The organism is Phyllobacterium sophorae (genome assembly GCF_003010965.1).
In the GTDB taxonomy this organism is placed as follows: domain Bacteria; phylum Pseudomonadota; class Alphaproteobacteria; order Rhizobiales; family Rhizobiaceae; genus Phyllobacterium; species Phyllobacterium sophorae.
Genome location: NZ_PGGM01000018.1, coordinates 58,731 through 78,587, shown reverse-complemented (window position 1 = coordinate 78,587; position 19,857 = coordinate 58,731). Strand labels below are relative to the sequence as shown.

Genomic DNA, 19,857 nt, shown 5'->3' with positions numbered 1-19,857 from the left:
AGACCGCATGACCATCCTCACGTCCCAGATCAGCACCACGTCCGACACCTTCACCGCCAACACGGAGCGGATGCGGGCGCTTGTCAGCGATATCGAGGCCAAGGCGGCGCTGGTGATCAAGGGCGGCACAGACGAGGCACGGGAGCGCCATACGTCGCGCGGCAAGCTCCTTCCCCGTGACCGGCTGGCGCAATTGCTCGACGCTGGCTCGCCTTTCCTGGAAATCGGGCAGTTCGCCGCCTGGGGCATGTATGACGACAATATTTCCTCCGCCGGGTTGATAGCCGGGATCGGCCGGGTTTCCGGCAAGGAAGTGATGGTCGTGATCAACGATGCAACGGTGAAAGGCGGCACCTATTATCCGCTCACTGTGAAGAAGCATCTGCGCGCTCAGGAGATTGCGCTGCAGAACAACCTGCCCTGCCTCTATCTGGTGGATTCCGGCGGAGCGAACCTGCCCAACCAGGACGAGGTGTTTCCCGATCGCGAGCACTTCGGCCGCATCTTCTACAATCAGGCGAACATGTCGGCAGCGGGCATTCCGCAGATCGCCGTCGTCATGGGATCCTGCACGGCAGGCGGCGCCTATGTGCCTGCCATGTCGGAAGAAACGATCATGGTGAAGGGTCAGGCGACGATCTTTCTCGCCGGTCCTCCGCTGGTAAAAGCGGCGACCGGCGAAGAGGTAACGGCGGAGGATCTGGGCGGCGCGGAAGTGCACACGCGCGAATCAGGCGTTGCCGATCACTATGCGATCGACGATGCCCATGCGCTGGCCATCGCCCGGCGCATCGTCGCAAACCTGAATCGAAAGAAAGAGATAGGGCTCGATCTTCGCAAAGTGATTCCGCCGCTTTACGATCCACATGAGCTTTACGGCATCGTGCCGACCGATTTGCGCCAGCCTTACGACGTGCGCGAACTGATCGCCCGTATCGCCGACGGTTCGGAGTTCGACGAGTTCAAGCAGAACTACGGCACGACACTGGTGACGGGCTTCGCCCATCTCTACGGCATGCCGGTCGGCATCATCGCCAACAATGGCGTACTGTTTTCCGAGAGCGCACTGAAGGGCACACATTTCATTGAACTGTGCACTCAGCGCGGCATTCCGCTGGTCTTCCTCCAGAACATCACCGGGTTCATGGTCGGACGCTCCTATGAGGCGCGCGGCATTGCCAAGGATGGCGCAAAGCTCGTTACCGCCGTTGCCACGGCGCGGGTGCCGAAAGTGACGATGATCGTCGGCGGCTCATTCGGCGCGGGCAATTATGGCATGTGCGGCAGAGCATTTTCGCCACGCTTCCTGTGGATGTGGCCGAATGCGCGTATCTCCGTCATGGGCGGCGAGCAGGCGGCAACCGTTCTGGCGCTGGTCAAGCGTGAAGGCATCGAGCGCAAGGGTGGTGAGTGGTCCGCTGCAGAGGAAGCGGCCTTCCGTGCACCGATCCTCGAAAAATATGAACGGGAGGGTCACCCGCTCTATTCCTCGGCGCGACTTTGGGACGATGGCATTATCGACCCTGCCAAAACCCGCGAGGTGCTGGCGCTTTCCCTTTCCGCGGCGCTGAACGCACCGGCAGAGGAAACACGCTTTGGCACGTTCAGGATGTAAGGGGCGAAAGTCATGACAAAAATGTTCTCCAGAATCCTTGTTGCCAATCGTGGTGAAATCGCCTGCCGGGTCATTCGCACGGCGCAGAAAATGGGCATCGGAACGGTCGCCGTCTATTCCGACGCTGACGCACACGCCCTGCACGTCGCCATGGCCGATGAAGCGGTCAATATCGGCCCAGCGCCCGTCACCGACAGCTATCTGCGTGCCGACCATATCATCGCGGCGGCGCTCAAGACCGGGGCCGAAGCCATTCACCCGGGCTACGGCTTCCTTTCGGAAAATCCGGGTTTTGTCGACGCTGTGGTAAAAGCGGGTTTGGTCTTCATCGGACCTAGCGCGGATTCGATCCGGGCGATGGGCCTGAAGGACGCGGCGAAACGGCTTATGGAAAAGGCCGGTGTGCCGGTCGTCCCCGGTTATCATGGCGAGGCGCAAGAACTGGTGGTGCTTGCCTCGAAGGCGCGCGAGATCGGTTATCCGGTCCTCATCAAGGCGCGGGCGGGCGGCGGCGGCAAAGGCATGCGTAAGGTCGATGATCCGCACGAGTTCGCTGAAGCATTGGGCAGCGCGAGGCGCGAGGCGAAGAGTGCCTTTGGCGATGACCGCGTGCTGGTGGAAAAATACATCGCCAAGCCACGGCATATCGAAGTCCAGGTGTTTGGCGATAATCATGGCAATGTAGTGCACCTCTACGAGCGTGATTGCTCGTTGCAGCGCCGTCACCAGAAGGTCATCGAGGAGGCCCCTGCCCCTGGCATTACCGCGGAAGTGCGGGCGGCAATGACGGGTGCGGCCGTGAAGGCGGCGCATGCCATCAACTATTCCGGCGCCGGGACGATCGAATTCATCGTCGATGCCACAGAGGGGCTGAAGCCGGACCGGTTCTGGTTCATGGAGATGAACACGCGGCTGCAGGTCGAACATCCTGTCACCGAGATGATCACCGGCCTCGATCTCGTTGAGTGGCAATTGCGCGTTGCGGCGGGCGAGAAACTGCCCCTGACCCAGAAGCAGATCCCGTTGAACGGCCATGCGATCGAGGCGCGGCTTTACGCGGAAGACCCGGCGAAAAGCTTCCTGCCGGCCATCGGCACGCTGCATCATCTGGCGTTTCCAGCGTCGGTAAGGGACGGGTCGGTCCGTACGGAGACCGGTGTCCGGGCTGGCGATACGATCTCTCCCTACTACGATCCGATGATCGCCAAGCTGGTGGTGCATGGCGCCGATCGCACAGCTGCACTGACAGCAATGGAAAATGCCCTCACCGAGACGGAAATTGCGGGAACCACCACGAACGCGCCCTTCCTTGCGGCATTGATCCGCCACGAAGGCTTTGCAGCAGGCGACGTCGATACGGGGCTGATAGACAGGGATCTTGTCAGGCTCACCGTTCCTGTCGCGGTAGAAGCAGGCGCCAAGGAGCTGGCCATCCTCTATGCCAGCGGCCTGCTGAAAAGAGCAGTTCTGGGCGATCCATGGACCACCTTGCGCGGGTACAGTCACAATAGCACCCTCGCCTATCCGGTTGTTCTGGAAGAAGCCGGCCACACGGTTCGCTATGGCGTTTCTGTTCTCGGTGACGAACGCTATGCCATCACCGGCCCGGAGACGAGCATCGAGTTGCGCGTGCGGCATGAGCCGGCGTGCTGGCATCTCACCGCGAAGGGCATCAATCTCAGAGCCAAAACTGTGGCGATACCGAATGGCATTGCCGTGCTGTCCAAGGGGGCTGCCACAACATTCGCAGTAGCCGACCCATTCCTCCTCGCCGAAGCAGCAGGGAATGCGGGCGACCGGCTCACCGCACCGATGCCGGGCCTGGTGAAGTCAGTGCGTGTCGCGGCGGGCGATGTTGTCAAGAAAGGCCAGATATTGCTGGTGCTGGAGGCCATGAAAATGGAACATAGCATCTCCGCTCCGCATGACGGCAAGATCGCCGAAATCGCATCGGAAGGCTCGCAGGTGAAGGAGAAATCCTCGCTGGTGCGCTTCGAGGAAGCGGCGGCGGTCGACTCAACAAAGAATTGAAGCGGAAATGCCAGTAAGGTCGTGCTAGGTTTAACTGCGCTCGTCCTCCCGAGCGCCGAAGTCGAAGAGTTCCCGTTCAAAATCGAGGAGATCGACCCATGGCCTCAAAATCCCTGCAGACCATCAAGCGTGCACCGACTGCCACACCTACCGACCTCGGGGAAAAAGCAACACGCGATATAGCGGCAGCAGCCAATGCGCTGCTTGCCGACACTTTCGCGCTTTACATGAAGACGAAGAATTTCCACTGGCATATGAGCGGACCGCATTTCCGCGATTTCCACTTGCTGCTCGACGAGCAGGCTGCGCAGATCTTTGCCATGACCGACGTACTGGCCGAACGGGTCCGCAAGATTGGCGGTACGACATTGAAGTCAATTGGCCAAATCTCGGCACAGCAGCGCATCCCGGACAATGATGCAAATTTCGTTACGCCGGAAGACATGCTTGCCGAGCTTCGCGACGACACAAAGAGGTTTATCGGCTATCTGCGCCAAGTGCACGACCTGTGCGATGAATATCGCGACAGCGCGACGGCCAGCATACTCGAAAACTACATCGATGAGTCAGAGCGCCGCCACTGGTTCCTCTTCGAAGCCACCCGCACAGGGCCGGCCGGCGTCTGATCAGTCAACTCCTGCCGTCGACGCAAACTGAACTCCAGGCGGCTGGAGTTCAGTCGTTGTCCTTGGCCATTCTGGATTTCTGAGCGAGGCCTTGCGCGTCTGTGATCGCCGCTTCTACAGCGGAAATGTTGAGAGACAGAGTGGCAATTTTTTGCAATGTATTATTGTCCGGAAATGCTTTCGTCTTCGCAGACAATAGTACCAGCTGCTTTTGAGCGTCCGTTAATCTCGACAACAATTCTTCAAGATCGTCCAGCATCGTTTTCCCGTTTTCATCAAGAATCATGCGATTTCATTAGTTTGTTACTTAACGGATATCCCCCTGTCCGCAAACCCAGAAAATGGATAAAGCACAGCAATGTTACAACCCACGGTTTTATTCCGTCGGTAGTGTACGGGTTTGACGTTCGGGCCAAACCCTTCGTGAGGACAAGCTCAGTTCCTTCGGCATATTCATTAAAATTTGAATTGAATTACAATCGTATGCCAGCCAAGCGCTCAAATGGCATATTGACACCCGGTAACGTTGGGCGAAGCAGATCAATCCATCAAGCTCGCCGGCTTTTTAACAAACTTCGTCACTTCATTACCGCTGGTTGTATCGACAATGCCGAACCGGCCACCAATGGGATGCAGCCGGGGTAGCAGCGATCTTAAGTGATACCCGCAAACGATATTGATGACCTCTTGCCTTGTCATACCCGCGTCCCGCAGCAGATGATCGTCGTGTTTGTTCAAAAGTGCCAGCAGCACCTCCCGCTCTTGTCCGGCGGTCCGCCAGGCCTGCAGGAATTTCGTCAGAACAGGAACGATAGACATGATGGCGCCTCCAGAGTGGGATCACCCTCGATGCTTTGCCAAATGTTGACATAGATCAAACAAATAGAAATTATGCCTGCCATTCGAAATTTTTATTGAATGCCGCCATGAACATCCCGCTCGACAGTGACCTGCTTCGAACTTTTCTTGCCGTGGCAGCCACGGGCAATGTGACACGCGCTGCTGAGAAGGTCGGCCGTACGCAATCGGCCGTCAGTATCCAGATCAAGCGGCTTGAGGAAACCTTGGGAGAGAGCCTGTTCGAGCGTGGATCTCGCGGCGTTACGCTTACGGCGCAGGGCAAGGTGTTGCTTGTCAATGCCAACAGGATCGTCGGTCTGCTGGATGAAACGGCGGCTGCGATCAGGGCCAAACCACTGGGCGGACCGGTTCGCATCGGTATTCCGGAGGAATATGGCTATACGGTTCTGCCGCGTGCGCTGGCAGCCTTTGCCAACCAGCATCCGCAAGTTGAAGTAACCGTGAAATGCGGCTATTCGGCCGCACAGCTTGCAGCGCTGGATGCTGACGAGCTCGATCTCGCCGTGATCTTTGATTGGGAACAGCCAACAAGCGGTGAGGTCCTGTTTGTCGACCCCACGGTGTGGGTGACATCGGAAATCCATTGCGTGCATGAAAACACGCCCATTCCTATTGCGATCTACGAGCGATCGAGCTGGTGCAAAAAATTTGCAATCGGGTCGCTGGAGAACAGCAGGATCGATTACCGTGTTGCCTATAGCTGCGATACGAGCGGCGGGCTCAAGATCGCAGCGGTTTCGGGCCTGGCAATTGCGCCACTGGCCCGCAGCAATATTCCACCTGGCTGCCGCGCCTTGACCGAGGCCGACGGATTTCCGTTGATTGATTCATCAAACGTTGTGCTGAGGCGCAATCCGCGCATGAAGAGTGCCGCCATCGACGGCATGGCCAAAGTGATCCGCGACGCATTTCAACCCATTGGCGCGGATATGATCTGAAATCAGTGCGACGTCATCCACTCGCGCGCTTCGCGCAGGGCAGTTGCAAGATCAGACTTCGACATGGATTGTGCGAGCTCGGCCCGCAGCTCGGCCGCCCGGTCGCTACCCTTGATTGCAGCGATATTGAACCACTTGTGCGCTGCCACGAGATCGACCGCACAATCCCGGCCGGTCGCGTACATGATGCCCATTTCGAAGAGAATGTCCGTCTGTGCCGAGCCGCCGGCATGACCGGAATCGATATGCTGAAGATCAAAGCGTGCCATTGTACCAAACCCCTTGTTGAACCAAATTCCGTTACCAACGAAAAGCCCTGTTAGACTTCTGAGAACCGCCGGATTGTTTGTTTTGGCGTGCTCTTTCGATGCTTTCGAGAATGACGCAGAGGCTTGAAATTGCTGTTAAGGGGCATGATTAACTGGAACCAAACAAAACAAAAACAACTCGTAAACTTCGGAATTCATTAAATATAATGCTCCAGCAATTGCGGGCATTTGGCGCAAATTCGCGTAAAATGCGCAGGCAGCATGTCAATTCTTTGATAACCAAAGAACAGGTTCGTATCCGGTATCGCAGTTTGGATATCAGCTGGATCAGTGCTGTGCATGCCGCCGATTCCATCGGCAATCCCTCTTTCAATCCAGCATTTTTTGATTTACGTTTACGTTTGCGTAAGTCTTGGGCGATGATCGAGGAGAGATCGCCGCACATTCGGGAGGAAAAGTATGAAACGCAAATTGCTGCTGGCCTGCGCTGGCTTTGTCCTTTTGGCCGGCCCTGCCCTGGCGGATGAACCGATCGTCGGTTCATGGAAGCGGCCAAACGGCACAATCATTCAATATTCATCGTGTGGCAGCGATATGTACTGCGGCACCGTGCTAACCGGCGAATACAAGGGTAAATCCATCGGCTCCATGTCGGGCAAGGACGGGACCTACAAGGGCAAGGTCAACAAGCTCGACGAGGGCAAGACCTATAATGGCAAGGCAAGCGTCAGCGGCAGCACGCTATCATTGTCCGGCTGCGTGATGGGCGGACTGATCTGCAAGAGCGAGAGCCTGACGCGGCAATAGCGGATTTCAGCTTCGACTGAGGTTGCCCAGGCTAAAGGCTAAGGCACATCGCACTTGGAAATGGATCGAAAGCTGCTATATTTCTGGAGCGAGGAACGGGCTTTCGCCCGTCCCTCTTTCCTAGAAGATGAATAGAACCCGGAACAAGCCATGCCAGCCTGTCCGGGTTCTTTTCAATTCCAGGGTGAGAAGGGGCTGCAACTAACGCAACGTTGAATAAAGCCGGGCACAAAGTGCGAGAGGCCCGTCCAGCGCGGTTCAGATGTTCTCCGCCACCAGTGCCGCGACCTTCTTATGAATGGTATTGCGGCTGTCGGCCGTGCCCTTCGGGTCGTAGAGATAGACTGCAAGGAGAATGGGTTTGCGGTCCGGAGGCCATATCACGGCGAGATCGTTGGCCATGCCGCTATCGCTGGTACCTGTCCTGTCGCCGACGCTCCAATCCTTTGGCAGCCCTGCGCGCAAACGCTTATCGCCGGTCTTATTGCCAAGCAGCCATTCCACGAGTTGATCACGCGATGACTTGGACAGCGCGTCGCCAAGCACCGTCTTCTGCATATCCTTCAGGATTGCCGCCGGCGTGATTGTATCGCGCGCGTCGCTGGGCTTTGCTTCATTGAGCTCGGTTTCCCACCTGTCAAGGCGGAACGTTGCGTCTCCGAGACTGCGTGCATATTTCGTCAGCCCCTTTGGCCCGCCAAGCGTATCAAGCATGAGATTGCCGGCTGTGTTATCGCTCAAGGTGACGGCGGCCTCGCAAATCGCCTCGATGGACATTGGCTTGCCGACGTATTTTTCCGTCACCGGCGAATAGGCAACGAGATCACTCTTCTTGATCAGGATCATTCGATCCAACTGTTCCTGCCTCTGATCGACGCGCGCCAAAACCGCCGCTGAGGCGAGAAACTTGAACGTGCTACACATGGCAAAGCGCTCATTCTCACGATACTCGATGCGGCTATCCCTGCCGGTATCGTGTGCCGAGACTCCAAGGCGCGCACCGGTTTTCTCCTCCAATGTCTTGAAGGCGGCAGCGAGATCCACCCTGCCCGGTGGTGCGGCCTGCGTTGATTTGATCCGCAGTGATAGCGCCGGTATAGCGAGCACCGATCCAATCAGTGCTTCGCGGCGCGTGATGTGACCACCCATTTCTCATCTCCATCTCCAGGATCGAACAGCGAGGATTCTCGCTGGCTCAGGCTGATAGCGGAAGTGGCGATTTCCAAGGAAAATTTGTGACCGAAAAGGATCATCACGACAACTTGACGTGGTCGAGCGGAACACGTATTTAACTAATTAGTTATTTAACTGATTGGTTATTCAAAGTTGGAGGAGCGCGTGAACAAGACCTATCACGGCAGTTGTCATTGCGGTGCTATCAAATTCGAGGCGGATATTGACCTCGATCAAGGCACAAGCAAGTGCAACTGTTCATCGTGTACAAAGGGCCGCTTTTGGAAAGCCTTCATTGGCGGCGAAGCACTGCGAATGACCGCTGGAATTGATCAACTGATCGAATACCGGTTCGGTGGAAGAACCATCGCTCATTTCTTTTGCCAAACATGCGGCGTCAAGCCGTTTGGCCGCGGGGAGATGGAGGATACGGGCGTATTCTACGCGATCAATCTAGCCTGCCTGGATGACCTGACACCCGAGGCGTTGCTTGCGGCTCCGGTCGAATATCAGGATGGGAGGCATGATCATTGGGAGAACAGACCGGCCGAAGTTCGGCATTTATAGATGCTCAAGCGGATTTACCCAACCGTGCAAACGGATCGCGAAAACGTAAATTCAATCGATTAGACTAAGGTCTAATTGCGAGAACTGGCACTTTCCCCTATGTTTTGGCTTTCAGCGTGAACTCATTTTTTGAAATGCCGAAATATTGAAAGCTTTTATCCTGCCGATGTTGCGTACTTGAGGTAAACCAGTCGTTTGTGTGCGTACCCTCCCTGCATGCAAAGCCTGACATGTCGTTCCCGGGGGGTCAGGAATGGAAAACGCCCAATTGTTTTTCTTTCCTGAGAATTGGCCGAGACCTCTATTGCCTTGGCCAGGCAAATGCAGGACCAAATGGCCCGAACAGATCCTTCGCTGGTTATGGGCAAAAAAACAGGCAGTCATGGAATTCCCACCATGGCTGCCCTTTTTACTGGAGTGGTTTGCACTCCTATTCATTCAGTTCTGTTTCCCGAATGGCGAGACAAGGCACGCGGAAGGTGGCGAGGCCGATGCCTTTCCATCGTCCAAACCCGCCCGGCAAAGTGGTCGGCCGCCAGCCGGAAATCCTGCCGTTGGTTGCCTGGCCAACCGACAAGCTGGCTGGCCGAAATATCCGCATTTCGCAGAATTGCGGACAATTCAGTGGGCAGGGTGAAACTCGGGCCAAATCCATCCGGCTTCGGCCAGGAAGATGGAAGGGCATCGACCTTGCCAAATCCCTTGACCTTGCACCGGGTTCTTTCCGGCAGAATTTGAGTGCAACCGCTCCAGACGTCTCAACGGGTTTGCAAGTTGACCTCCGGACGCCTTGCGGCCGGGAGTCGGTGGTTGCGGTTCCATACGGCGAGTTGACCGGGGTACCGTCGATTTCCGCATGGCAATACCGGCATTGGATCAAAATCCGGAAAATCCACGATGACGGTTTGCTTGACATAATTCCTTTTCATGCCAATCTTATGCTCATGGGGATTGCGATCTCCCCACGAGGCGTCATGCCCAAGTATCGCGTCCAGAAAAACCGAATTGACGGAGGGACGCGAAATGTCTTCGACCACGACTATTTCTCACGACAAATTGGCACGGTTGATCGGAACCCCGAGCAGCCCCGTACTCATCGATGTTCGCATCGACGAGGATTTTGCCTTGGATCAGCGCTTGATTCCCGGCTCGCGCAGGCGCTCCCACAGGGACGCCGGATCCTGGGTTCATGAGCTTGCGGGCAAGCGGGCAGTCATCATCTGCCAGCAAGGCAAGAAACTGAGCGAGGGAACGGCGGCCCTGCTGCGTTACAATGGCGTGCCTGCGGAAACGCTCGGCGGAGGTTATGAAACCTGGATCACGGCGGGTCTTCCCGCGGTCCCGGTGTCGCGCCTGCCTGCGCTGGATCAGAAGGGACGAACGGTCTGGGTGACCCGTGCACGGCCGAAAATCGACAGGATTGCCTGTCCTTGGCTGATCCGCCGCTTCGTCGATCCGGATGCGGTCTTCCTGTACGTGACGCCTGCGGAGGTGGAAGCAGTGGCAGACCGGTTCAATGCCGCACCCTTCGATATCGAGGATGTATTCTGGAGCCATCGGGACGAACTCTGTACATTCGACGTGATGATCGAAGAATTCGGCCTGACCAGCGAACCGCTGTCGAGGCTTGCCACCATCGTGCGCGGCGCGGACACCGCCCGGCCCGACCTCGCCCCCGAAGCGCCCGGATTGCTTGCGGCGTCTCTCGGCCTGTCACGCATGTTCGCGGACGATCTCGAACAACTCGAAGCCGGCCTGACGCTGTATGACGCATTCTACCGATGGTGCCGCGATGCTACGGACGAGACACACAACTGGCCCAATCGAAAGCCCGGAGCGTAACGTGTCCGATATTGCGAGCAACGAAGTCGCAGAAGCGCCTGTAGTCCGCGATGGTCACGGGATTTCCTTTGGCGAGGCCGTGGGCGTCTGGGTGCGCATCGCCTCGCTGAGTTTCGGCGGCCCGGCCGGGCAGATCGCGGTCATGCACCGCATCCTTGTCGACGAGAAACGCTGGATCGGCGAGAACAGGTTCCTGCATGCGCTGAACTATTGCATGCTGCTCCCGGGGCCGGAGGCACAGCAGCTGGCCATCTATATCGGATGGCTCCTGCACAAGACAAAGGGCGGCCTCGTCGCGGGGGCCCTGTTCGTGCTTCCGGGCTTCCTTTCGATCCTTGCCCTCAGCTATCTCTATGTCATTTTCGGAAATGTCGGGGTCGTAGAGGGTTTGTTTTTCGGGCTGAAAGCTGCCGTTCTAGCGGTCGTTCTGCAAGCGGTCGCAAGAATCGGCAAGCGCGCACTCAAGAACAAAATCATGGTGCTCATAGCCGTGTCGGCTTTCCTTGCCATCTTCGCTTTCCATATGCCGTTTCCGCTAATCATCTTGACGGCGGCCATCATTGGGTATGCGGGCGGGAAAGCGGGTTCACCCCTGTTCCAGGTAGGCGGCGGCCATGGCAATGCGGGCGCCGGGCTCGCCGATCGGGACTCGGCGCTCGGCGAAGCAGCGCCGGCCCATGCGCGGCCCAACCTCACCTGGTCGCTGAAAGTATCGGCGATCTTCCTCTTGCTTTGGCTGGCCCCTGTCGCAGCAATCGTCGTCACCATGGGACCGGACAGCGTGTTCAGCCAGATCGGCATCTTCTTCAGCAAGATGGCAATGGTGACGTTCGGCGGCGCCTATGCCGTGCTTTCCTACGTGGCACAGCAAGCCGTCCAGAACTACGGATGGCTGCAGCCTGGTGAAATGCTCGACGGGCTTGGCATGGCGGAGACGACACCCGGCCCCTTGATCATGGTGGTGCAGTTCGTCGGTTTCATGGGGGCATTTCGCGATCCTGGAACGCTGTCCCCATTGATGGCAGCGACGCTTGCCTCCATCCTGACGACCTGGGTTACCTTCATGCCGTGCTTCCTTTGGATATTCCTCGGTGCGCCCTTCATCGAGGGTCTTCGCAACAACCGGGCCCTGACGGGTGCAATGTCGGCAATCACCGCGGCAGTCGTCGGGGTGATCATGAACCTCGCGGTATGGTTCGCTCTCCACGTGATATTTGGTGAGGTCATCCGTTGGCAAGCATATGGGATTACGCTGGATATTCCGGTCCTGTCCTCGATCAACCTGCCATCGTTCCTGCTGACGCTTGCCGCCGTCGTCGCCATCTTCTGGTTCAAGGCCGGCATGATCCCGGTGTTGCTGGCTGCATCCCTCGCCGGCATTGTCTGGCACATGGGGATCGGATTGGCGTAAAGGCCTCGTGCGCAGTAACTTTGCGCACGAGTTTCAAGCATTCCGAATCTCAGCGCGCCCGCTGGCCGAAGAGGATCCTCTTGGCTTCTTCGTCATTGGCGAGATTGATGCGTTCCGCCTTGCCGACCTCCACGCCGCGCTGAACGGCAGGGCGTGCGCCAATGGCTTCAAACCAGCGCTTCAGATTGGGGAAATCACTCAGATCCTGCCCCTGATTGGCATGGGAAATCACCCAGCCATAGGAAGCCATGTCAGCGATGGAATAACGACCGGCCAGATATTCGAGACTCTCGAGGCGGCGGTTCATCACACCGTAGAGACGGTTGACCTCATTGGTGTAGCGGTTGATGCCATATTCGATCTTCTCCGGCGCATATTGGCGGAAATGATGGGCCTGACCGGCCATCGGCCCCAAGCCGCCGACCTGCCAGAACAGCCATTCCTCGACCTGAACGCGCGTGCGCTCATCCTGCGGATAGAATTTGCCGAACTTCCGGCCAAGATATTGCAGGATCGCACCGGATTCGAATACCGAAATCGGCTGTCCATCCGGACCTTCCGGATCGACGATGGCGGGCATGCGATTATTGGGAGCGATCTTCAGGAATGATGGCTCAAACTGTTCGCCCCTGCCGATATTGACCAGCTTCAACTCATAGGGAACGCCAAGTTCCTCCAGCATGATGGAAATTTTCCAGCCATTGGGCGTTGGCCAGTAGTGAAGTTCGATCGGCTTTGTCTGGGTCGTCATGAGCGTCTCCATGAAATCTTGGGGGATATCACGGCTGAACATAGGTCTCCGCATGCCGATCTCAAGGTTCGGGTTCGGAATTCCCAATTCTTGTTGAACGCTGGATGAACGGGTACCTCAGCTTTCGTTCAGCCCGCCGCATCTAGTGTCCCAGCAACAGAACAGAACAAATCTCTGGCAAGGAAAGCGAGGGGGTCATGGTACGAACGGCAACAAATCTATCCCTGCTATTCCTGCGGGCGCTTATTTTCTCGGCCATTCTCGTAGGTCCGGTCGTAGCATTTGCCGCAAGCTATGAGAGCCGCTCGCCCTCCAACGGAGGCATCGGCCTCGTTCTGCTCGTCGCGCTGCAAAGAGTTTGAGCTTTGTCTCCTTTTCAAGTGTCACGTGATGTCACTATATTGGGAAGATGGACAAGCGAATCGGAACCAAGAAACCTGTCACCATCAGCATGCCGCGCCATGTTGAGCCCGAAGAATTTACAGACGCGAAAGCTGCTGTCGAAGCATTGAGTGCGCTTTATGAGCGCAATACGCAGTTCTTGCGCGATGCATTCGACAAAGTGGCCAAGGGCGAGGCCAGGGACACCATGCATTTTCGCGCCTTCTATCCAGAGGTGCGGCTTTCCACATCAAGCTATGCGCAAATCGATTCGCGCCTGGCGTTTGGCCATGTATCATCGCCCGGCCAATATTCAGCGACGATCACGCGGCCTGACCTGTTCGACCATTATCTCGAAGAACAGATACGCCTGCTGATCCGCAACCATGGCCATCCGGTGACGGTTCAGGAATCGACGACGCCAATCCCTATCCACTTCGCCTTCCTTGAAGGCACCCACGTGGAATCCTCCGTCGCGGACGCATTTACACGTCCCTTGCGCGATCTGTTCGATGTGCCGGACCTCGCGGCCACCGACGACCGGATCGTCAATGGGGAATATGAGACCGACGACATCGACAGCATCATGCCGTTGTCGCCCTTTACCGCACAGCGCGTCGATTATTCACTGCACCGGCTCTCGCACTATACGGCGACACGCCCGATGCATTTCCAGAACTATGTGCTCTTTACCAACTATCAGTTCTACATCGACGAGTTCTGTGCCCTCGCCCGCAAACTGATGGCCGCGGGCGGCGGCGGCTATGAGCGATTCATTGAACCGGGCAACCTGGTGACGGAAGCCGGCGGTGAAGGGCCGTCCTCAGGCGTACCCTTGGGCCGGCTGCCACAAATGCCGGCCTACCATCTTGTACGCAGCGATGGCTCCGGCATCACCATGGTCAACATCGGCGTGGGTCCTTCCAACGCCAAGACGATCACCGACCATATTGCCGTGCTGCGGCCGCATGCATGGCTGATGCTCGGGCACTGCGCCGGGCTGCGCAATACGCAGGCTCTTGGCGATTATGTGCTCGCCCATGCCTATGTGCGCGAGGATCACGTGCTTGACGATGACCTGCCAGTCTGGGTGCCGATACCGGCGCTGGCCGAAGTGCAGGTGGCGCTCGAGCAGGCCGTGGCGGAGATTACCGGGCTCGAAGGCTATGACCTGAAGCGTATCATGCGCACGGGCACGGTCGCGACAATCGACAACCGCAACTGGGAATTGCGCGATCAGCGCGGACCAGTAAAGCGGCTCTCGCAATCGCGTGCCATCGCGCTCGACATGGAGTCGGCGACCATTGCCGCCAACGGGTTCCGCTTTCGCGTACCTTACGGAACGCTGCTTTGTGTTTCCGACAAGCCCCTGCACGGGGAATTGAAGCTGCCGGGCATGGCGACGGAATTCTACAAGCGCCAGGTAGCGCAGCACCTGAAGATTGGTATCCGGGCGCTGGAGAAACTGGCTGAAATGCCACCCGAAAAGCTGCACTCGCGCAAATTGCGCAGCTTTTTCGAGATGGCGTTCCAATGAGTCACAGCCTCATACCGAGGCTGTAACTGTCTCGTTAGCAGATACGGATCATGCGCGATTGCCAACCAGGGCGAAAAAGACACCCTGCGGATCCTTGGCGTGCAATATCCACTGTCCGCCCGGCACTTCCTCTGGACCAAAGAGCACTTGCCCGCCCTTGGCTTTAAGCCGGCTTTCAGCGGACGTAATATCATCCACACAGATATAATAGCGCCAGACTGGTGACGCCCCGGGCTCCGGATCGTTCATCATCGCGCCGAACATCTGGCCGTCACGCTCGACAATCTGATAGGTTCCCATCGGGCCCATGTCCATCGCATCGCCTTTGGTCCAGCCAAACAGGCCAGAGTAGAATTCGAACGCGCTCTTCCAATCACTGGTCATCAATTCGTGCCAGCCAATCGTACCGGCAGTCGGAGGGGTGGGGAAATCACCGCGTTCGTCCATGGAGGGCTTGAACAAGGTGAACGGCGCGCCTTGCGGATCGGCCACGACGGAAAACCGGCCCACATTGGGAATATCCTGCGGTTCGACGGACACTTTGCCCCCGGCATCTTTGACGCGTTTCGCGTACTGATCGACATCATCGACCATGACATAGCCCGACCACATCGACTCCACGCCGGTATTGCAGCCTTCGGGTGTGGTCATCATCCCGGCGACAGGCTTACTATCAACCGTCAGCAAGGTATATTTCATGTTCGGAACGCCGGAGTCCTGCGTGCCCCAACCCACCACGTTGGAATAAAAGCTTTCAGCCGCTTGCGCGTCACTGCTCATCAGTTCATACCAAATGAAATTGCCGCGATTGGTCATGATGGCTCCTCCTTTTCATGATTACCCGGACTGTAACGAACACACGTGATTGAATGTTGACAATTATGTTGATATCAACATATATAGGCCATGTCAAAGCCGATCTCAGTACCCTACGAAACGACCATACATGTCCGCGACAGCTGTATGTGCCTGGCAGTCCAGCGGGCTGCTCGGGCGCTGGCGCGACGATTCGACGATGCAATGCGGCCCTTCGATCTGACCAATGGCCAGTTTTCACTGCTCATGTCGCTCAACCGGCCGAAACCTCCCAATCTTAGCTCCGTAGCCCATTTATTGGCAATGGATCGCACTACACTGACCGCCGCACTCAAGCCGTTGGAGCGCCGTGGCCTGGTGATGGTTACACCCGATCCCGCGGACAAGCGCAGCCGGCTGCTGGCACTGACGCCGGAAGGCATGCGCGTGCTCTCGGAAGTCACGCCGATATGGAGGAGCACGCACGGGGAGCTTGAACATCTGCTCGACGACGGCGAGCACGACCGCCTCTTGAATAGCCTGAAGAAGGTTTTGTGAAATCGGGTCCACGTTTATGCATCAAAAGTCGAATTTGATACGGCTTGGAAACAGCGGGAAAAGTGTTATATTTCTTATTGGAGTGAGGAGCGAGCTTCCGCCCGCCCCTCGGTTTCTGACTAGTTGAATTGAACCCGGAAGCTGAGCGACCAACTCGTCCGGGTTCTTTTCATTGTCAGAGTGAGGCTAAACGGCAAATACCGCATAGTTCACCTCCAGTTTCATAAGCAAGGCCCTTGCCGGGTCAGGGAGGCCACCACCCTGATGCACCTGTTCGCTCGGTGCCTGCTGCTTCTGCCTACGAAACCCGCTCAAAACCTGGCTTAAATTGTTGAAGACGACAACGATTGCTGGGTTGCATATTCCCGTGCGCGCGGCCTCGCCGGTTGTCTTCTCAGCGCCAAAGGACGTTACATCCGCCATCTTGATTGCGGCGTAATTGCAGGTTTAATGCAAGGCCATGACTACCAAAAATCGCTCCTGGCTGACACTCGCTGCCGTGCTGCTGCCGATCCTGTTTTCGGTACCGCTTGTCCTCGGATTCTTCGGTGCAATCCATCCGGCATTCGATGCGTTCGCGCACTTCCGCATGCACCTGGCCGTGCTGATGGCGGTATCCGCCATTCCAGCGCTGCTTCTCGGCCTGTGGCGCGAAGGTCTGATGGCGATTGTCCTGGCCCTGACCGCGCTCGCGACGGTCCTTGTTCCTGCGCCAGCGCCTTCCGCCGAAGCTGAAACACCTGTGCAATCGGCTGAACCGGTCGGCAGGTCCGAGTACAAGCTGCTGCAGCTCAATCTGCGTTATGACAACCGCAATCAAGCGGATTTCATCCGCCTGATTGCACGTGAAGCACCGGATGTCATCACCGTGCAGGAGGCCTCCGACAATTGGCGGCCGCAGCTAAAGGCGATCGAGGCGCGGTACCCGTACAATCTCTACTGCCCGAGTACCAAACGCATCGGTGGCGTTGCGATCCTCTCACGCCGGCCATTTGCGCTTGGAACTACACCGCAATGCATTGGCAACAGTCTGGCAGGACTGGCACGTATCGATTTTGGCGGCCGCAGTGCCATCATTGTCGCCCTGCATCTCGGCTGGCCATGGCCATACGAGCAGACAGAGAATGTCGAGGAATTGAGAGCCTATTTCGAGAGATTGCAGGGACCATCGATTATCGCCGGTGATTTTAACGCGACGCCCTGGAGCCAAACGCTCAAGACCATCACCGTCGCGAGCCAGACACGCTCGGTTGAAGGCCTGCGCCCGAGCTGGCTCGTCAACGGCACGCTGGCGCATGCAGCGCGGTGGATCGGCCTGCCCATCGACCATATCCTGGTTTCACAACGAATATCGCCAACCCGGGTAGAGACGCTCGCGCCGGCGGGCTCGGATCATCTGCCGATGCTGTTGCGCTTTTCGATCAGCGGCGTGGACGATAGCGGGCCCGATCAGCAGACGGTGATGCTCACGGACCGGTCAGCCTTTCCTATTCGAAGACCGGGCGCAGGAAACTGCGCTCGTAGCTGATGATGCTGCGATTAAGCTTTTCGCTCTCAAGCACTTCCTGGCATTCCGGATCTTTCGCCATGCGCTGGCGATAATCCTCATAAGCGGCAAGGCTTGGAAAACTGAACATGGCGTAAGCGATATTGCTGGCACCTTCGCCCGGCAGAAAATAGCCGTGATGGTTGCCGCCCAGCCGGTTGACGAGAGCGATCCACCGGCGGCCGTACTCCTCGAATTCAGCAACTTTGTAGGGATCGATGACATATTTCAGATAGCAGGTGATCATGGGAAACTCCTGTGATGCTTCCAGAGCTAAAAAAGCCCGACACAATGCCGGGCTTTTGGATCACATGTTCGTATAAACCGGCCCCTCGCCGCCCTGCGGCGGCACCCAGTTGATATTCTGGTTGGGATCCTTGATGTCACAGGTCTTGCAGTGGACGCAGTTCTGCGCGTTGATCACGAATTTCGGCCCGGTTGCCTCCTCGACCCACTCATAGACGCCGGCCGGGCAATAGCGTGCCGATGGCCCGGCATAGACGTCATGCTCGGAAGACTTCTGTAGTGCAGGGTCCTTGACGATGAGGTGAACCGGCTCGTTTTCCTCGTGGTTGGTGTTTGACAGGAACACCGACGACAGGCGGTCGAAAGTCAGGACACCATCCGGCTTCGGATAGGCGATCGGGCCGTATTTGCTTGCGGGTTCAAGCGAGGCCGCATCGGTCTTGCCATGTTTCCATGTGCCGAAGGGCGACCAGCCGCCAAAAATCGTGTTAAGCCACATATCCAGGCCACCGAGAACGACGCCCCCGATCGTGCCGAGCTTCGACCACATTGGCTTGACATTGCGGACGCGCTTCAGGTCCTTGCCAATTTCACTTGAGCGCCAGGCGTTCTCATAAGCGATCAGCTCGTCATTGGCGCGCCCGGCCGCGATGGCTTGCGCCACATGTTCTGCGGCCAGCATGCCGGAGAGCATGGCATTGTGCGAACCCTTGATGCGCGGCACGTTGACAAAACCGGCCGAGCAGCCGAGCAGCGCGCCTCCGGGGAACGACAGTTTGGGTACCGATTGCCAGCCGCCTTCGGTAATCGCGCGCGCACCATAGGATAACCGCTTGCCACCTTCGAAAGTACCCCGAATGGCAGGATGGGTCTTGAAACGCTGGAATTCCTCGAACGGCGACAAATAGGGATTCTTGTAGTTGAGGTGCATGACGAAGCCCACGGCCACCGTGTTGTCCTCGAGATGATAGAGGAACGATCCGCCGCCGGTCTTCAAATCAAGAGGCCAGCCGAAAGAGTGCTGGACGAGGCCAAGCTTGTGCCTGGCCGGATCGACCTGCCAGAGCTCCTTCAGTCCGATACCGTATTTGGCCGGCTCCTTGCCTTCATCGAGTTTGAATTTATTGATCAGCTGCTTGGCCAGCGAGCCGCGCGCGCCTTCCGCGATCAGGACATATTTGCCGAGGAGCGCCATACCACGGGTATAGGCTGGCCCGTGCGATCCGTCTTTCTCGATGCCCATGTCGCCGGTCGCTACACCGACAACTGCGCCCTTGCCGTCGTAAAGCACTTCCGAGCCGGCAAAGCCTGGATAGATCTCAACGCCAAGTTCTTCAGCCTTGCTCCCCAGCCAGCGACAGACATTGCCGAGAGAAACGATGAAATTGCCATGATTGTTCATCAGCGGCGGCATGGCGAAATTGGGAAGGCGTATAGAGCCCGAATGACCCAGCACGAGGAAATGATCCGCCGTTACCGGTGTCTTGAAGGGATGCCCCTCCTCGTCGCGCCAGCCGGGCAGGAGCTTGTCGACCCCAATGGGATCGACCACCGCACCGGAAAGGATATGCGCGCCGATTTCACCGCCCTTTTCGAGAACGACGACTGAAAGCTCAGGATTGATCTGCTTGAGCCTGATGGCCGCGGACAGGCCCGATGGCCCTCCTCCAACGATCACGACATCAAACTCCATGCTCTCGCGATCTGGAAGTTCGGTTGCCTCGCTCATGATGTCCTCCTGAATGCCTGTATGCCCCGTAAACACGATTGAGCCCGTGTTTTTCCGATTTGTAGCGCAACAATAGCCGTATGACAGTGGCTAGCACGCATTCCAGATGCGGCCAATTGCCCTCATCCTACGACGATCGCTCGATTTCATAATTTCCCTTAACGTAAACGTCAA

At 57.3% G+C, this 19,857-nt stretch carries 23 protein-coding genes; 14 read left to right on the top strand and 9 right to left on the bottom strand.

All coding sequences use genetic code 11. From position 1 onward, the window contains the following. Positions 1-7: 7 nt before the first annotated feature. From CU103_RS27745 to CU103_RS27735, 3 genes are all read left to right on the top strand, one after another. Positions 8-1,615: a carboxyl transferase domain-containing protein gene (locus tag CU103_RS27745; protein ID WP_106667264.1), complete on the top strand. Its 1,608-nt coding sequence runs from the start codon at positions 8-10 to the stop codon at positions 1,613-1,615. Positions 1,616-1,636: 21 nt separating this feature from the next. Continuing rightward, on the top strand, positions 1,637-3,646 hold the full coding sequence (locus CU103_RS27740) for an acetyl/propionyl/methylcrotonyl-CoA carboxylase subunit alpha (protein WP_106667317.1): 2,010 nt from the start codon (positions 1,637-1,639) through the stop codon (positions 3,644-3,646). 98 nt (positions 3,647-3,744) lie between these two features. Further along, on the top strand, positions 3,745-4,272 hold the full coding sequence (locus tag CU103_RS27735; protein WP_106667263.1) for a Dps family protein: 528 nt from the start codon (positions 3,745-3,747) through the stop codon (positions 4,270-4,272). Positions 4,273-4,321: 49 nt separating this feature from the next. Here CU103_RS27735 and CU103_RS27730 read toward each other — a convergent pair whose 3' ends face one another. Next, on the bottom strand, positions 4,322-4,558 hold the full coding sequence (locus tag CU103_RS27730; RefSeq protein ID WP_106667262.1) for a hypothetical protein: 237 nt from the start codon (positions 4,556-4,558) through the stop codon (positions 4,322-4,324). A gap of 254 nt (positions 4,559-4,812) precedes the next feature. Beyond that, positions 4,813-5,091: a DUF1127 domain-containing protein gene (locus tag CU103_RS27725; protein WP_106667261.1), complete on the bottom strand. Its 279-nt coding sequence runs from the start codon at positions 5,089-5,091 to the stop codon at positions 4,813-4,815. 107 nt (positions 5,092-5,198) lie between these two features. Between CU103_RS27725 and CU103_RS27720 the strand changes: the two genes are divergently transcribed. Further along, positions 5,199-6,071: a LysR family transcriptional regulator gene (locus CU103_RS27720; protein WP_106667260.1), complete on the top strand. Its 873-nt coding sequence runs from the start codon at positions 5,199-5,201 to the stop codon at positions 6,069-6,071. Positions 6,072-6,073: 2 nt separating this feature from the next. Here the strand turns inward: CU103_RS27720 and CU103_RS27715 are convergent, their stop codons facing one another. Continuing rightward, a complete protein-coding gene (locus CU103_RS27715) occupies positions 6,074-6,340 on the bottom strand; it encodes an SEL1-like repeat protein (protein WP_106667259.1) in 267 nt (88 codons plus the stop codon). Positions 6,341-6,546: 206 nt separating this feature from the next. Between CU103_RS27715 and CU103_RS31630 the strand changes: the two genes are divergently transcribed. Both CU103_RS31630 and CU103_RS27710 read left to right on the top strand, forming a co-directional pair. Then, the gene (locus CU103_RS31630) at positions 6,547-6,867 is read left to right on the top strand and encodes a hypothetical protein (RefSeq protein WP_162707202.1); all 321 of its coding nucleotides are present in this window, start codon (positions 6,547-6,549) and stop codon (positions 6,865-6,867) included. Next, positions 6,800-7,147 (top strand): DUF2147 domain-containing protein, encoded by a 348-nt coding sequence (locus tag CU103_RS27710; protein ID WP_106667258.1) that lies wholly within the window; start codon positions 6,800-6,802, stop codon positions 7,145-7,147. The genes CU103_RS31630 and CU103_RS27710 overlap by 68 nt, the downstream gene beginning before the upstream one ends. A 258-nt stretch (positions 7,148-7,405) precedes the next feature. Here CU103_RS27710 and bla read toward each other — a convergent pair whose 3' ends face one another. Then, positions 7,406-8,296: a class A beta-lactamase gene (gene bla, locus CU103_RS27705; protein WP_106667257.1), complete on the bottom strand. Its 891-nt coding sequence runs from the start codon at positions 8,294-8,296 to the stop codon at positions 7,406-7,408. A 189-nt stretch (positions 8,297-8,485) separates the two neighbouring features. Here bla and CU103_RS27700 point away from each other — a divergent pair, with 189 nt between their 5' ends. From CU103_RS27700 to chrA, 4 genes are all read left to right on the top strand, one after another. Then, complete coding sequence (locus CU103_RS27700; protein ID WP_106667256.1) at positions 8,486-8,887, top strand: GFA family protein; 402 nt, start codon at positions 8,486-8,488, stop codon at positions 8,885-8,887. Between the two features lie 253 nt (positions 8,888-9,140). Continuing rightward, on the top strand, positions 9,141-9,524 hold the full coding sequence (locus CU103_RS27695) for a hypothetical protein (RefSeq protein ID WP_146147879.1): 384 nt from the start codon (positions 9,141-9,143) through the stop codon (positions 9,522-9,524). 386 nt (positions 9,525-9,910) lie between these two features. After that, the gene (locus CU103_RS27690; RefSeq protein WP_106667254.1) at positions 9,911-10,729 is read left to right on the top strand and encodes a chromate resistance protein ChrB domain-containing protein; all 819 of its coding nucleotides are present in this window, start codon (positions 9,911-9,913) and stop codon (positions 10,727-10,729) included. Beyond that, entirely contained in the window at positions 10,680-12,140 is a 1,461-nt protein-coding gene (chrA, locus tag CU103_RS27685; protein WP_106667253.1) for a chromate efflux transporter, read from the top strand. Before CU103_RS27690 ends, chrA begins: the two co-directional genes overlap by 50 nt. A gap of 49 nt (positions 12,141-12,189) precedes the next feature. Here the strand turns inward: chrA and CU103_RS27680 are convergent, their stop codons facing one another. Further along, a complete protein-coding gene (locus CU103_RS27680) occupies positions 12,190-12,891 on the bottom strand; it encodes a glutathione S-transferase N-terminal domain-containing protein (RefSeq protein WP_106667316.1) in 702 nt (233 codons plus the stop codon). Positions 12,892-13,088: 197 nt separating this feature from the next. Here CU103_RS27680 and CU103_RS31625 point away from each other — a divergent pair, with 197 nt between their 5' ends. Next, complete coding sequence (locus CU103_RS31625) at positions 13,089-13,253, top strand: hypothetical protein (RefSeq protein WP_162707201.1); 165 nt, start codon at positions 13,089-13,091, stop codon at positions 13,251-13,253. A gap of 47 nt (positions 13,254-13,300) precedes the next feature. Beyond that, a complete protein-coding gene (locus CU103_RS27675; RefSeq protein ID WP_106667252.1) occupies positions 13,301-14,809 on the top strand; it encodes an AMP nucleosidase in 1,509 nt (502 codons plus the stop codon). Positions 14,810-14,857: 48 nt separating this feature from the next. Here the strand turns inward: CU103_RS27675 and CU103_RS27670 are convergent, their stop codons facing one another. Continuing rightward, complete coding sequence (locus tag CU103_RS27670; protein WP_106667251.1) at positions 14,858-15,625, bottom strand: VOC family protein; 768 nt, start codon at positions 15,623-15,625, stop codon at positions 14,858-14,860. Positions 15,626-15,715: 90 nt separating this feature from the next. On the opposite strand from CU103_RS27670, the gene CU103_RS27665 reads away from it, so the two are divergent. Continuing rightward, positions 15,716-16,162: a MarR family winged helix-turn-helix transcriptional regulator gene (locus CU103_RS27665; RefSeq protein WP_106667250.1), complete on the top strand. Its 447-nt coding sequence runs from the start codon at positions 15,716-15,718 to the stop codon at positions 16,160-16,162. Positions 16,163-16,348: 186 nt separating this feature from the next. Here the strand turns inward: CU103_RS27665 and CU103_RS27660 are convergent, their stop codons facing one another. Then, positions 16,349-16,585, bottom strand: coding sequence for a hypothetical protein (locus CU103_RS27660; protein WP_106667249.1), 237 nt, complete (start codon positions 16,583-16,585; stop codon positions 16,349-16,351). Between the two features lie 37 nt (positions 16,586-16,622). Between CU103_RS27660 and CU103_RS27655 the strand changes: the two genes are divergently transcribed. Then, positions 16,623-17,690 (top strand): endonuclease/exonuclease/phosphatase family protein, encoded by a 1,068-nt coding sequence (locus CU103_RS27655; RefSeq protein ID WP_106667248.1) that lies wholly within the window; start codon positions 16,623-16,625, stop codon positions 17,688-17,690. Here the strand turns inward: CU103_RS27655 and CU103_RS27650 are convergent. Together CU103_RS27650 and CU103_RS27645 are read right to left on the bottom strand one after the other, a co-directional pair. Then, positions 17,650-17,955 carry an NIPSNAP family protein gene (locus CU103_RS27650; protein WP_106667247.1) on the bottom strand — a complete coding sequence of 102 codons (306 nt, stop codon included), beginning with the start codon at positions 17,953-17,955 and terminating at the stop codon, positions 17,650-17,652. The genes CU103_RS27655 and CU103_RS27650 overlap by 41 nt on opposite strands. Positions 17,956-18,015: 60 nt before the next feature. After that, positions 18,016-19,683, bottom strand: coding sequence for an electron transfer flavoprotein-ubiquinone oxidoreductase (locus CU103_RS27645; RefSeq protein ID WP_106667246.1), 1,668 nt, complete (start codon positions 19,681-19,683; stop codon positions 18,016-18,018). Between the last annotated feature and the right edge of the window lie 174 nt (positions 19,684-19,857).

Coding starts and splice junctions, on each gene's coding strand:
- chrA (WP_106667253.1), top strand. CDS start 10,680: ATGCTACGGACGAGACACACAACTGGCCCAATCGAAAGCCCGGAGCGT.
- CU103_RS27720 (WP_106667260.1), top strand. CDS start 5,199: ATGAACATCCCGCTCGACAGTGACCTGCTTCGAACTTTTCTTGCCGTG.
- CU103_RS27680 (WP_106667316.1), bottom strand. CDS start 12,891: ATGACGACCCAGACAAAGCCGATCGAACTTCACTACTGGCCAACGCCC.
- CU103_RS27690 (WP_106667254.1), top strand. CDS start 9,911: ATGTCTTCGACCACGACTATTTCTCACGACAAATTGGCACGGTTGATC.
- CU103_RS27670 (WP_106667251.1), bottom strand. CDS start 15,625: ATGACCAATCGCGGCAATTTCATTTGGTATGAACTGATGAGCAGTGAC.
- CU103_RS27675 (WP_106667252.1), top strand. CDS start 13,301: ATGGACAAGCGAATCGGAACCAAGAAACCTGTCACCATCAGCATGCCG.
- CU103_RS27735 (WP_106667263.1), top strand. CDS start 3,745: ATGGCCTCAAAATCCCTGCAGACCATCAAGCGTGCACCGACTGCCACA.
- CU103_RS27655 (WP_106667248.1), top strand. CDS start 16,623: ATGACTACCAAAAATCGCTCCTGGCTGACACTCGCTGCCGTGCTGCTG.
- CU103_RS31630 (WP_162707202.1), top strand. CDS start 6,547: ATGCTCCAGCAATTGCGGGCATTTGGCGCAAATTCGCGTAAAATGCGC.
- CU103_RS27695 (WP_146147879.1), top strand. CDS start 9,141: ATGGAAAACGCCCAATTGTTTTTCTTTCCTGAGAATTGGCCGAGACCT.
- CU103_RS27650 (WP_106667247.1), bottom strand. CDS start 17,955: ATGATCACCTGCTATCTGAAATATGTCATCGATCCCTACAAAGTTGCT.
- CU103_RS27660 (WP_106667249.1), bottom strand. CDS start 16,585: ATGGCGGATGTAACGTCCTTTGGCGCTGAGAAGACAACCGGCGAGGCC.
- CU103_RS27715 (WP_106667259.1), bottom strand. CDS start 6,340: ATGGCACGCTTTGATCTTCAGCATATCGATTCCGGTCATGCCGGCGGC.
- CU103_RS27645 (WP_106667246.1), bottom strand. CDS start 19,683: ATGAGCGAGGCAACCGAACTTCCAGATCGCGAGAGCATGGAGTTTGAT.
- CU103_RS27740 (WP_106667317.1), top strand. CDS start 1,637: ATGTTCTCCAGAATCCTTGTTGCCAATCGTGGTGAAATCGCCTGCCGG.
- CU103_RS27730 (WP_106667262.1), bottom strand. CDS start 4,558: ATGATTCTTGATGAAAACGGGAAAACGATGCTGGACGATCTTGAAGAA.
- bla (WP_106667257.1), bottom strand. CDS start 8,296: ATGGGTGGTCACATCACGCGCCGCGAAGCACTGATTGGATCGGTGCTC.
- CU103_RS27710 (WP_106667258.1), top strand. CDS start 6,800: ATGAAACGCAAATTGCTGCTGGCCTGCGCTGGCTTTGTCCTTTTGGCC.
- CU103_RS27725 (WP_106667261.1), bottom strand. CDS start 5,091: ATGTCTATCGTTCCTGTTCTGACGAAATTCCTGCAGGCCTGGCGGACC.
- CU103_RS31625 (WP_162707201.1), top strand. CDS start 13,089: ATGGTACGAACGGCAACAAATCTATCCCTGCTATTCCTGCGGGCGCTT.
- CU103_RS27665 (WP_106667250.1), top strand. CDS start 15,716: ATGTCAAAGCCGATCTCAGTACCCTACGAAACGACCATACATGTCCGC.
- CU103_RS27745 (WP_106667264.1), top strand. CDS start 8: ATGACCATCCTCACGTCCCAGATCAGCACCACGTCCGACACCTTCACC.